Below are 246 nucleotides of genomic sequence, written 5' to 3'. Positions count from 1 at the left end.
ATACTAAACAAAACCCGTTTGCCGCAGAGTTAGGTTTAGTGCAAAAAATTACAGGTCGCGACTCAACTAAAGATGTCCGCCACGTAGAAATTTCGCTTGAAGGCTCAGACATTAGTTATATACCAGGTGATTCATTAGGCGTGTATTTTTTAAATGACGAGGCTCGTGTTGATGAGTTGCTTACACACACGCAAATTGATGCAGCTAGTTTAGTAAAAGTTGCAGATGAACAGCTAAGTATTCGCG

The 246-nt window shown here is 40.7% G+C and carries 1 protein-coding gene; it reads left to right on the top strand.

What is annotated here, in order from left to right:
- Positions 1-246, top strand: a 246-nt coding sequence (locus tag AAEY88_RS14985; protein WP_350563665.1) for a hypothetical protein, incomplete at both ends; no start/stop codon positions are given.

The sequence above is a fragment of the Psychrobacter sp. CAL346-MNA-CIBAN-0220 genome (genome assembly GCF_040309805.1).
Lineage (GTDB): Bacteria > Pseudomonadota > Gammaproteobacteria > Pseudomonadales > Moraxellaceae > Psychrobacter.
Note: the sequence above shows the minus strand (reverse complement) of the source record. Positions and strands in the feature narration are given on the sequence as shown.